General features: G+C 51.7%; 1 protein-coding gene. It reads left to right on the top strand.

Annotated elements, in window-relative coordinates; all coding sequences use genetic code 11:
- Positions 1 to 5 precede the first annotated feature (5 nt).
- The gene (locus A7985_RS26290) at positions 6 to 14,114 is read left to right on the top strand and encodes an SDR family NAD(P)-dependent oxidoreductase (RefSeq protein ID WP_065792711.1); all 14,109 of its coding nucleotides are present in this window, start codon (positions 6 to 8) and stop codon (positions 14,112 to 14,114) included.
- Positions 14,115 to 14,142 lie beyond the last annotated feature (28 nt).

Raw genomic sequence — 14,142 nt, 5'->3', positions numbered from 1 at the left:
GTATTATGAAAGGATTAGAAGAAATTTACCGCCGCCTCTCTGTTGGGGAGTTGAGCAGAGAGCAAGCGCTTCAGGAGATCCGATTATTTAAAGCGAAAGAACTCGAAAGTAGCACGTTGTTAGCGACGCCGAGTTGGGAAACTGAAGAAGTGAACTTGGGTGACAGTGACAAAGAGCGGGATCATATCTCTTTGTCGCGCACAGTCATCACGAATGTAGCGTTGCCTCTTACCGGAAGTCATTCCGGTGGGGTAACCTATCATCAGGTCACATTGGACGAAAATAAAGACGTTTCGCAAAAGTGGATGGATTTTACGCTCGGCTGCTTTGCAGAGATCAAACGTCTCTTAGTTGCCAAGCCTAAGTCGCCTTTGTTTGTGCAGGTCGTGATTGCCTGCACTGGCAATGATGAAGCGTGTGCCGGGATTGCGGGGTTGCTTAAAGCAGCGGCCCTCGAAAACCCTTTGTTTTTTGGCCAATTGATTTTAGTTGAAGATCTCAGTCCTAGGGAAGTCGCCACAGTCGTTGAAGACGAGGCACATATTCGCAAGGATATTTTAGTCAAGTATTCAGCACACAAGCGTGCAGTTTTTCGTTGGCAAACACTATCGAATGAACGACTGCAACAACCTTTAAAGCACAAAGCCATCAAAGAAGGTGGTGTGTATTTGATCAGTGGCGGCGGCGGTGGACTCGGCAAGATGTTAGCCGAAGAAATCATCGCCCAGTCACCTACCGCGACCTTAGTATTACTGGGTCGCTCGTCGCTTTCTGAGGCGCAAAAAAATGCGTTAAGCGACATGGCGCCCAAGGGGCAAGTACGTTACGAAGCCATCGATGTTTGTGATGGCCCAGCAGTGGCGCAATTGGTAGAGCACATTGTGCAACAGTATGGCCAACTCAATGGCATTGTTCACTGTGCAGGCGTCCTGGTCGATAATTTCATTATCAGTAAAAGCGAAGCCGAATTTGAGCGCGTGATGGCGCCTAAAGTCCAAGGTGTGATCAATTTAGATCGCGCCAGTCAGCAAGCAACGCTCGACTTCTTCGCGATTTTCTCCTCCGGTGCTGCGGTGGTTGGCAATGTTGGTCAATCTGACTATGCCACTGCCAATGGCTTTGCCGATCACTTTGCATTGTTCAGAAATACGCTCGTGGCAAAAAATCAGCGTCACGGTCACACCCTGTCAATCAACTGGCCCTACTGGCAAGAAGGTGGCATGGTCTTGACTGCGGATGAGCAGAGTCGTTTGCAAAGCTTTACTGGCATGACCTCGTTAAGTACAGAGCTAGGCATGACCTTGTTTCATCGCCTCTTGCACACCGACCTGACTCAGGTGCTCGTAGTATCTGGCAACAGCGCGGAGCTTAAAGCGCGACTCAAACCCCATGAAATTAACTTAATTCAACTGCCTGAAGCCCTTGCTGGCACCGTATCGGGCAGTGCGACTGAGGCGCTGGTAAACACCGCTGCGGTTGCACAAGCGGCGACACATCAAACGCAGAGCACACCTCATCAAGATCTCCCGACACAAGTGAGTCGCTATTTGCAAGCATGCTTGTCTCGGGTGCTGAAAATTCCGGCGGTTGATATTGCGACAAATACACCATTAGATAAATACGGCATCGATTCCATTGTTGCAATGAAATTGATCGACAGCTTAGAGGAGGATTTTGGCTCGCTTGCCAAAACCTTATTCTTTGAGTACGGCACGCTAGAAGAGTTGGCTGAATACTTTATCGACTCTCATTTAGCGGCCGTTGAAAACATGTTTAAGCGCGAGGAAAAACCGCTTAAACCCGCTGCGAACGAGACTCGCGGTGGTCAAGTAAAGACACCTGCTAAGGTGCGTGAACAGCATGCTAAACCACGTAAATTCAAACCCAGCCTCAGATTTAAACAATCACCGTCGCGCGCGACGGCGCAAGCAGCGGACATACCTGCTAGCGCAGAATCCATTAAAACTGTTGCGCAGCCAGCGGCGATGACGCCGAACAATGCACACACGCTGACAGATCAAGTCGCTGATAGACAGCGCGAGCACAAATTAAATACCCCCATTGCTATTATCGGTATGAGCGGCCGTTATCCGGAGTCTCCGGATCTGGCGCAATACTGGGATAATTTGGCGATGGGTCGTGATTGTGTGCGAGAAGTGCCTAAATCTCGGTGGGATTGGCGCGAGTACTACAGTGAAGACCGCACCGTGGCAGGCCATCATTACAGTAAATGGGGTGGCTTCATTGAAGGGGTTGATGAATTTGACCCGCGTTTCTTTAACATTTCACCTAAAGAAGCAATGACGCTTGACCCTCAGGAAAGACTGTTTTTACAGCATGCTTGGATGGCGATGGAAGACGCCGGTTACACCCGAGATAGCCTACAGATCCCAAGAGAAAAACAACAAAGTGGACAAGTAGGTGTATACGCTGGGGTGATGTATAGCGAGTATCAAATGCTGGGTGCAGAGGCGAGTATGCGTGGCCAGCGTATGGGCTTTGCCAATACGCCAGCAAGTATTGCTAACCGTGTATCGTATGTATTAAACACCCACGGGCCGAGCATGACGGTAGACACCATGTGCTCCTCGTCGTTGACGGCCATTCATTTGGCTTGCCAAGACCTCAAGATGGGTCGCACTGATATGGCACTGGCAGGCGGTGTGAATATCACCATTCACCCAAACAAGTATTTGATGCTGAGCGGCGGTCAATTTATATCCAGTGACGGCCACTGCCAAAGCTTTGGTGAAGGGGGGGATGGCTATATCCCAGGTGAAGGCGTGGGCGTGGTGGTCTTAAAACTGTTAGATCAGGCTGAAGCGGATGGTGACGCGATTCATGGCGTGATCCGCGGCAGTGCCTTGAACCATGGGGGTCGTACAAATGGTTACTCGGTCCCGAATCCGAACGCCCAGGCATGTGCCATCGAACAAGCACTGGCTGACGCAAAGGTCGATCCGCGACACATTGGTTATATTGAAGCGCATGGCACGGGCACCAAGCTGGGTGATCCCATTGAGATAGCTGGCTTAAGTAAAGCATTTTACCGCGGTGTCGAACGTGTCGAGCGCCAGACAGGGTATTGTTTAATCGGTTCAGCTAAATCGAATATCGGTCACGGTGAAGCCGCGGCAGGTGTGGCTGGCCTTGCTAAGGTGCTGCTGCAAATGCGCCACCGTCAGATTGTGCCTTCGTTACACTCCAAACAATTAAATCCAAATATTGATTTCAACGAGACGCCATTTATTGTCAACCAAACCCTAGTACCGTGGCAGGCACCGGTTGCAGATGGACGCACATTACCGCGTCTAGCGGGGATCTCTTCCTTTGGCGCTGGCGGGTCAAACGCCCATTTAATCGTCGAAGAATATATTGCACCAACGCGTCAAGCGACATCGTATGACAAGGTGATCGTGCCATTATCAGCACGTACGCTGGGGCAACTGAAGGGCCGTATCAAAGCGCTGTCTGCCCATTTAGAAACGCTAGACAATGATGAACTGACGTCACTGGCATACACGCTACAAGTGGGTCGTGAAGCGATGGACGAGCGGGTGTGTTTCGTGGTTGACTCGGTGGCACAACTGCAAGCCGGATTGCTGGCGCTGAGTCTATGGCAACGGGGTGAACCTCTGCCTGGGGGGGTCTTCTATGGCCAAGTAAAAGCCGAGCGTGAAGCCTTGGCGGCCTTAAGAGACTCACAAGATTTAACTCAGCGTGTCAGTGATTGGCTGGGAGATCAGCAATTGACTCAACTCGGTGAAGTGTGGGTTAAGGGTCAAGCAGTTGCATGGCATGAACTCTATCAAGGGGTGATGCCTGCGCGCATGCATCTACCTGTCTACCCATTTGCTAAAGAGCGTTACTGGGTTGAGATCGATGATAACGCCGTCATCCAACACACAGTTAAAGCTGCCGATGGGCACCCGTTATTGCAGGTGAATACATCGACGGTCAAAGAACATAGCTATCGCACCCACTTTAGTGGCACAGAGTCATTCATTACCCGTCAAGAATCCGTAGCAAGCGTCCCTGAAACGGTCTGCTTAGAGATGGCCCGAGTAGCGGTTGAGCAAGGCTTGGCAGTGGATAACGACGCCAAGGGGGTGATCTTATCCGAATTGGTATGGGGGGCGCCCATTATTGTCCCAGCTGGGGGCAAGTCGGTTTCCATCAGTTTATTTAATCCACACCACGATGACAGCCAAATTGAATTTGAAATATACAGCCAAGATGATGCGGGTGAAGTGATCCATTGTCAGGGTCGCGGTCAGGTACAGTCACTGCCGGCGGCGCAACCTGTGGCTGGCATCAAAGCTGGCCTGTCAGCACTGCCAGTCACTTTACCCAAGGGGGTGACTGCGGTGAGTCATGATGCATCACAGCTATTAATTGAATTCGCTTTACCATCACAGTTAGCGCCTAGCCTCGCTGTGTATAGTATTCATCCTGAGGTGGTCGATACGTGCTTTACCGTGATCGGCCAGTGGTTAGCGGCCCATGATTTACCGATTTCAGTATGGCACGCTGCCTATCCACAGGCACTGTCATCGCTCGCTGTACAGAGCGCCAATGGCAACGATATCGTGGTGCATGTTCGCCGCAATCAAGAGACACAGAATTTAGCTTTATCCTTGCGTTTTTGTGATGTACAAGGACGCTGTTATCAGCATTGGGATAGCCTTCATTTTGCCACGCCTGAGCGATCAGAAAGTAATTTAGCTGAGCGCGACATCGCCGTGGCAAAAGTGCAGCATATGCCGCAAACGCATACCACCGTGTCAGCGGCACCTCAACCAGGCGCGACACGGATGCAAGCTGCAGCGATGGAACAGCGTGCGCCAGTACAACTGAATGTCATGCGTGAAGTGCCCCTGCCGGTCGTGGCACCCAGTGCGGATGCATCCTGTATGGATGCATCCTCGGTGCCGGCTACAACGGTGAGCAAGCCAAACAATGTGGTGCTTAAAGCATTAGAGCAGGCGACATTCGCCGCAGGCGCGCCACTGGATCGCCCACGCTTTAGTTTGGTACAGCCAAGTGCGTTACTGAACTTGGCGAAGGCCCCCCAGCAAGCGCGTACAGGGTTATCAAGCGAAACGCCTTTAGTGCGACTATATGAGTTCGGCCATGGGGTATATCGTCTCACACTACAAAGCGGTCAGTTAAGTGAGGCTTTAGTCTTGGAGATGGTGGCGGCGCTAGATTACTTGTCAGATCGCGATGACGTGAACACCTTACTGCTGTGTGGTGGCGATGACACCTTCCTTGTCGGACAGTGGAATAACCCATCGGTTAAAGCGCTTTATCAACGGGTAGTGGCATTTTCTGCGCCAATCATTGCGGTCTTGGCAGGCGATGCCAAAGGTGCAGGTCTTTGCTTAGCGGCTTTATGTGACCAAATGATCTGTAATGAAGCAGCTCAGTATGGTTTATGGCTTGACAATGAACCGCGCACTATCGGGATGACCGAGCAATCGCTTTGGCGCGATAGATTTGGCCACACATTGGCCGCTGATCTGTTATTTATGACGGCATCGGCAAGCGGAGCAACGTGGCAACGCAAAGGTTGGCGTTGTCCAGTCGTGCCAGCAGCACAGGTAGAGACACACGCTAAAGACTGGGCAAGTCATTTAGCCAGCAAATCAGCCCATGCACTACAAACCTTAAAAGGACATCTGGCGATGTCACGCCAAACTTGGCTTGATGCGCTGGCTGAGCCGTCGAATAAGACGCACAGCAGCGATGCACAACATTCCGTAGGTAAAGTGTCTAATGGCGAGGGGGTGTCACTGCGTGAAGCTGGACGTACCCTGTATGTCGAATTGGCCGAAGCACCCGCTGATTCTCAAGTTGCGGTGTTGATTGACACCATTCATGGGGCGGTGGATAGCGGTTATTCAAGTATGGTCATTAGCAGCCAAGACGCTGCATTTCTGCCAGCCATCACGGCCAACGACACCGCACTCGATGACTTAATCGCAGCGTTGAGCAGTAGCCCGTTGCTTGTGGTTGCGGCCTTAACCGAACAGGCGCAAGGGCGCGCTTGGTTGGTGGCACAAAGTTGTGATGCTGTGGTGTATAGTCGCAGCGGTCAATATGGTGATAAGGGGGACTGGACAACCTCAGACATGGCTTTCCCACTGCTCAGGCAGCGTGTTGGTGAAACCCTGAGCCAACAACTCTTATTGCGTGATGACACGCTAGGTGGCGCGCAATTACCGTCAGGCATTGCACACTGGTATGTGTGTGAGCAAGATGACGTGATGACGATGGCAAGTCAATTGACACAAGCTTGGCAGACAGTTTGCCCGACTTCACTGGGTGAGTGGAAAGCGGCAGCTTGGGCGCAACTGAATGAACAACAGCAGCAACTAAGCAAAGCAAGTGGTTCAGATTTACCTGACAGCAATGTGCCGATCGCCGAGGCCAAAGAGACCATTGCGCTGAAATCAAAGGTGATTGGTGCAACAGCCTATCCCAATGGGGTGGTGGAAGTCTCGATGAGAGACCGTGATGCAAAGAATATGTTCTCGCCAGATTTTGTCGCAGGCATGGAAGAAGCATTTGCACATATTGCACAGCGTACAGATTATAAAGTGGTGGTGCTGACCGGTTACGACCACTATTTTGCCAGCGGGGGAACCAAAGACTCGCTGTTGGCTATCCAGCGTGGCGACGCGAAATTTACCGACATCACCGTATTCCAGTTACCACTTAATTGCGATCTGCCGGTTATTGCGGCGATGCAAGGGCACGCCATTGGTGCCGGATGGGCGCTGGGGATGTTTTCTGATGTCACGATTTTTAGTGAAGAGAGTCACTATATTAGCCCGTATATGAACTATGGTTTTACGCCAGGTGCGGGATCAACGCTATTACTGCCTTATAAATTGGGACAAGATCTGGGCATGGACAGCCTATTCAGTGGTCAGGGGTATCAAGGCAGTGCGCTGCAAGCCAGAGGCTTGGCTTGTCCGGTACTACCGCGCCAAGATGTGGTCGCTACAGCGATGGCATGGGCGGGCGAGTTGAGCAAAGCAAGTCGCGCACAACTGATGGCATTAAAAGCACAGTGGCGCGCGCCTTTATTACCACAGCTTGAAGGAACCTACGCCAGTGAGTTGGCGATGCATGAAGCGACCTTTGTGGGACGTAGCGATACACTGGCACAGATCCAAGCACAGTTTGCGAGTAAATCACTTAACCAAGATAACCCATCAAGCGAGTTACAGACTCCCTTAATTCAGGATGCCGAAGCCGTGCCTAGCGCGCCAGCGCTATTACAACAATTAAAAACCATGTTGGCGCAGGAACTGCGTATGCGTCCTGAAGAGTTAGACGTGAAAGAACAGTTTGTCGACTTGGGCTTGGACTCCATCACTGGTGTCACTTGGGTGCGTGCCATCAACGCCCAATATCAACTAGATATTGAGGCAACACAGGTGTACAGCTACCCGACATTACAAGCGTTCAGTGACTATGTAGGTGAGTGTCTGAGCACCCGTATGCCAATGGCAAACGGTATGACGACAGGGGCCAGTGAGGCGGCTGAGTTGCCTGCCTCTGATCAATCTTGGGCACCGTCGTTATCGAGTGCAGCGTTAACACAGCAACTGACGGCGATGTTGGCAAAAGAGCTACGCATGCGCGCGGATGAACTGGACGTCAATGAACAATTTGTCGATTTAGGCCTAGATTCAATCACTGGGGTGACTTGGGTACGTGCCATTAATGCCAAGTATCAATTAGATATTGAGGCAACACAGGTATACAGCTACCCGACCTTACAGGCTTTCAGTGACTATGTCAGCGACATGATAGCGGCGCCCGCTGAAGTATCAGCACAGGCCGTTGTCACCACACAAGCGCAGCCTCAGGTACAGGTTACATCGATCTCAACATCTGAGATAAGAGCACAGTTGAGCACCTTGTTGGCTGCTGAGTTACGTATCAACCCAACAGAACTGGATGCGACCGAGCAATTTGTCGATCTAGGGTTAGACTCCATTACGGGGGTCACTTGGGTGCGTGCGATCAATGCCAAATATCAGCTAGATATCGAGGCGACAGAGGTGTATAGCTACCCGACCCTACAGGCTTTTAGTGAGTTTGTCAGTGGCCTGATCGCCCCGCAATTAACCGCTCAGCAACCTATGACTCAGCCAGTGACTGCGCACCAAACGCATTCCACGACAGCAGTAAAACAACAACTCATCGCTATGCTGGCGACAGAGCTGCGCATTCATGCTGCCGAGTTGGATGAGAACGAACAGTTTGTTGATCTGGGGTTAGACTCCATAACCGGAGTCACCTGGGTCCGTGCAATCAACGCCCAATATCAGCTAGATATTGAGGCAACACAAATTTATAGCTACCCGACGTTGCGCGCGTTTGCCGAGCATGTCTGTGGCCTTATTGCAGCGCATGGGCCGTCAGCTGAGGTGGCCCCCGTGGTCGTGAAGGCTGGTTCAGAGGCGAGTGATACGACGTCTTTTGCAGTACACTATGCAACCAGCCGAACAGTGCTAACATCTCGTCGTGCCGTGACCAAACCGGTGGCAAACAGTGTCATAGAGCCGATCGCGATTATCGGTATGTCTGGTCAGTTTGCAGCCACAGAAAACTTGACGCAATACTGGCACGCTTTGGCTGAGGGTCAAGATCTGATCCAAGAGGTGCCCGAAGAACGTTGGTCTACACGTCAATTCTATGAAGCAAATGAAACGCCTAAAGAGGGTAAAACCAATAGCAAATGGCTCGGGGCGCTCACCAATTACGATACCTTTGATCCGCTATTTTTTAATCTATCACCAAATGAAGCGAAAAGTATGGATCCCCAACAGCGACTCTTCCTTGAGGCGTGTTGGAACAGCATCGAAGATGCGGGATATGCACCACAGCAACTATCGGGCAGTCGTTGCGGCGTGTTCGTAGGCTGTGCCGGTGCAGGCTATCAATTGCACTCGCGTGAATTACAACTCAGCGCGCAAGGCTTTACCGGCGACGCTATGTCCATTTTGGCGGCCCGTATTGCCTATTTCCTAAATTTACAGGGGCCATGTATATCACTTGATACCGCATGTTCTTCTTCGTTGGTTGCGATTTCTCAAGCCTGTGACAGCCTACAACTACGAGACAGTGATGTGGCATTAGCAGGAGGGGTGTATGTGATGTCTGGTCCTGAGCTGCACGTTAAATCGGCACAGGCGGGCATGTTATCACCGGATGGTCGATGCTATACCTTCGATCAGCGAGCCAATGGCTTTGTCCCAGGTGAAGGCGTCGGCGCGGTGATGCTGAAACGTTTGAGTGATGCACAGCGAGATGGCGATAGCATTCATGCGCTATTAAAAGGTTGGGGTATCAACCAAGATGGTAAAACCAATGGTATCACAGCACCAAGTGCCCAATCGCAAAGCCGCTTAGAGCGCAGCGTGTACGATAAATTCGGCATAGATCCAGAACAAATTCAATTGGTCGAAGCCCATGGCACCGGGACGCCTTTAGGCGACCCGATTGAAGTAGAAGGCTTGAAAGCCGCGTTCAAAGCATATACCGCCCGTGAGGCCTATTGTGCATTGGGTTCGGTGAAAAGTAACATTGGCCACTGCTTGGCTGCGGCAGGTGTCGCTGGGGTACTCAAAGTCATCTTAGCGCTGAAACACCGTCAGTTGCCACCGACCTTGCATGTTGAGCAAGTGAATGAACATGTCTCACTCAAAGGCAGCCCGTTTTACATCAATGACGCGTTGCAGCCGTGGCAAGTTGCCGAAGGTCAGCGTCGTCATGCCGTGGTGAGTTCATTTGGATTCAGTGGTACCAATGCTCACCTCGTGTTAGGAGAAGCGCCAGAGACAACGCCGCAGCCACGTGTTGCGGTACCGGTTTCGGCCCTGATCCCGGTATCGGCGAAAACGCCGGAACAACTGACGCAGCGGATCAGTGCGCTGGCCGATTATTTAACGGCGGAGCAAGGCAAGGTGTCATTGACTGACGTCGCATACACGCTACAAACAGGGCGTGAAGCGATGAGTGAGCGCCTGTGTGTCTACACTGAATCATTGACACACCTCATGTCACAGTTGCGCAGTTACCTGTCACAAGAGCAGGCCCATGATGGCAAATTAGATTATATCAAGGCGGGGTTAGAAGCTGAGGGGATCTTCCGCGAGAGCACCGAAACCCATAAAGCAGGCATTCAGTTGATCTGTCAAGATGAGCAGGTTAAGCAGACTTTATTGCAGCAATGGTTAAACTCACAGCAAATAAATATGCTTGGGCATATGTGGAGTAAAGGGCTCGAACTCGATTGGCTCAGCATGTACCCAGCGCAAAAACCACAGCGTTTAAACCTGCCGAGTTACCCGTTTAGCAAAGACCGCTATTGGGTTGGCCGTGACGTGGTGCCAGCGAGCAAGCCAGCACAGCCGATGTTCTTTACGGAGCAATGGCAACACGATGATGCGCCAGCTCAACAGGCGAGTGAACAGCCTGATCATCAGGTTGTGATTTTCACCGATCCGCAGTTTGCGCCGACCTTGGAGCAAAGCGGGCTCTTTGCCAATGCGATATATGTAGAACAGGGTGAATCACCACAAAAGCTGAGCAATAGACACTATGTGTGTCGTGCAGACAGTGAGCAAGAGATGCTCAATGTGTTGACGCAAGTACATGCCGCGGCAGGTAAAAAGCTGTCAGTTATTTTCACTTGGGCAAAAGCACAAGGGAAAACGGGGATCTACCGCTTACTGACCCTGTTCGCCGCGCTGCGTCAAGCGGACAAATGGGTGGCACAGCTGACCATTGCCGGACACTATGATGAGTCTGAACCAAACAGTAATTGGGACTATGCTTGGATAGGGATTGAGCGTTCGGTCAAACACCTTATCTCAGCGCCCGTTGCACTGCTGTATCACCAAGCGGGCAACGGTTTAGCACAGCACTACGCAGCGGCGTCACAGGGTAATGGCGTTGTCTTATACCGTGATAACGTGCGCTTTAAACTGGCAAACACAGCGCTTGCAATGGATGCCCAGGACAGTGCACACGTCCCGCTTAAGCAAGGGGGAAATTACTTGATCACGGGCGGCATGGGTGAGCTTGGTTTCATCACCGCTTTACACCTCGCTAAAAACTATGGGGCCAATCTGTATTTGCTGGGCCGACGTGCACCCGATCAGACAACGACCGCACGCTTGGCACAATTAAAACTGGCGGGCGCGCATGATGCGCAGTATGTATCGCTCGACATGGGATCACAGGCAGACATCGATGCTTGGCTGAAGCAGGCTAAAGTATCGTTCCACGGCATATTCCATGCTGCGGGTGTCCAGTCATCGGCGCCTTTCTACACATTAAGTGAAGCTGAAATAGAGCAGGTCATTGCACCGAAAACCGAGGGGGCAATGGCACTTGAGCGTGGTCTCAGTGAACAGGCGTTAGACTTTGTGTGTTACTTCTCATCGTCTTCTGCGGTATTAGGCGATGCTGGTAACTGCGCTTATGCCATTGCCAGCCGATTCCAAATGGCGCAGGCGAAAAACGTGCCGAGTAAGGCCGCAAAAACCCTTGCCATCAATTGGCCATTCTGGGCAGAAGGCGGCATGGGCCACAACCTTCAGAGTGAACTATATCTGAAAAGCAGTGGTCAAGCACCGCTAGAAACCGAGGCGGGGATGCGCATGCTCGAACAGCTACTGAGTACGACGCATGATCAAGCCCTCGTGCTTGTCGGCGACAAGCCACGCTTAACCAGCAAGCTCGATGCGCTTTATAGTACGACTCCTCATGTGAATGGTCAGTCGAATGCGCCTGCTAAACCACTAAAATCGGTGGCTCAAGCACCGACCACTGCGGTGGCAATGGGCGATGTGGGCGAGCTATTAGAGCGTGAACTGATTGCGTTGGCCTCGGCTCAACTGGGGATGGCAGAGGAGCATATCGCCACCACGGCAGTGTTGTCCGATTATGGGTTTGACTCGATCGGATTGGCACGCTTTGCAACGCGACTCACTGAACAGTTTGGTGTTGAAGTCACCCCTCCGGTGTTCTTCTCACACGGTACCATTGAGCAGCTCGTCGCATGGTTTAAAGCGCAACACAGCGCTGCGCTGGCGACCTACTATCAAACTCAGCCCACCGCAGAAGTCATGGCGGTGGCTCCAGCACCGCTGCAAGCTGAGCACACCATGGCAGAGCATACGCCAGCTCAGCACAGCGCCCATGAACCGATTGCCATTATTGGGATGTCTGGCCGCTTCCCGAAAGCGGACTCGGTAGACGCGTTTTGGCAGTTACTTGAAAATGAACAATGCGCCGTGGACACCATCCCAGCATTTCGTTGGGACTGGCGTGAATACTACAGCGAAGACGCTGGCACACGCGGCAAAATGGTGACCAAAAGCGGGGCCTTCATCGACAATGTTGATCAGTTCGACCCCCTATTTTTCGAAGTCTCACCGCGAGAAGCGGAATTGATGGATCCTGCTGAGCGCATGTTGCTGATGGAATCGTACAAAGCCATTGAAGATGCGGGCATTGACCCTGCGAGCCTCCGAGGTCGCAATGTGGGTGTCTATGTGGGCATGGAAGAGAGTCAATACAACCTCCTCACTGATGAGCAGGGCGTGACCACAGGTGGCGCAGCGATGGTGTCATCGCGACTGTCATACTTCCTTGATTTCCATGGCCCTGCCATTGCCACAAATACCGCCTGTTCGTCTGGTTTGGTGGCCTTACACCAGGCTGTGATGAGTTTGCGAAGTAATGAGTGTGAGCTGGCATTGGCGGCCGCTGTGGCCTTGACGTTATCGCCTGTTAGCTACGTGAAGATGAGTGAGGCGGGCATGCTATCTCAAGATGGTAAATGTGCGAGCTTCTCTGATCAAGCACAAGGGATCGGTATTGGTGAGGCGGCGGTGGTATTGATGCTTAAACCGCTGTCACAGGCCGAAGCCGATCACGATCCGATTTACGGCACAGTGACCGCCAGTGGGGTGAACTTTGATGGTAAAACCAATGGCGTTACCGCGCCGAACGGTCGTATGCAAAGTGCGCTGATTGAACGTATTTATGTGCAGCAAAATGTACCGGTCGATCAAATAAGCCATGTTGTCAGTCACGGTACGGGCACACCGCTTGGCGACCCCGTTGAATACAATGCATTGTGTGAGGCCTTTAACAGTGTCAGTGCGCAGCAAAACGTCGTACTGCCTGACAATTCATGTGCCATTACCAGCACCAAAAGTAACTTTGCACACACCCTTGCCGCGTCAGGCTTAGTGAGTGTGGTGGGGCTACTTAAAGGCATGGGTCACAGCAAGATACCGGCGAGCATCCATTGCCACACAGAAAATAGTTATATCAACCAGACGGGTAATCCGTTCTACATCAACAAACAAACACGCGATTGGCAGGTGCCTAACGGACAGCTAAAACTGGGTGCCGTGAGCGCATTTGGCCGCAGTGGTACCAATGCCCATGTGGTGATTTCAGAGTACCCGCGCGTGAGACTTGCAAGCCAGTCAGACAACCGGTTAGCGACGCTTATCCCGCTTTCAGCCAGAACAGCGGCACAATTAAAACAACGCGCTGCGGCATTGCTTAGTTTCATTAACAATCGCAGCAGCCATATTGATAATCAGGAGATCACATTAGAGAACGTGGCCTACACACTCCAAGTAGGACGTGAGTCGATGAAACAACGCGTTGGTTTTGTTGCGACTTCCCTTGAGGAACTTGCTCAGCAACTTGCCGCTTACCTTGCGGGTAACGGTCAAGCGCCACAGGCCATCGACAGTGCCACTGCGGTGGAATTAACGGACTGGTTAGCGGGGCAAACGGTGGACTGGCAAGCGCTGTACGCAGGTATGACGCCAAGCCGAATACACCTGCCAACGTATACGTTCGCAGACAACCGCTATTGGCCAGAAACAACCAATTTAACAGCGTCGCAGAAACAGCATGGTAGCCATTCGGGCAACGCTGTTAATGACAGCTTAAACGATGTTGACGCGCTCTTTACACAAGTTGAGGAGGACGCTTTGGAAACGTCAGAAGCTGTAGCTTTATTAAGCTCAATACTTGAAAACAAAATGTTAGCTAAATAAAAAAAATAGATTCAGTATCGCGAGTAGA

It is taken from the genome of Pseudoalteromonas luteoviolacea (genome assembly GCF_001696455.1).
GTDB lineage: Bacteria > Pseudomonadota > Gammaproteobacteria > Enterobacterales > Alteromonadaceae > Pseudoalteromonas > Pseudoalteromonas luteoviolacea_C.
The sequence above is the reverse complement of the archived record's forward strand: the minus strand, read 5'-3'. Positions and strand labels throughout refer to the sequence as shown.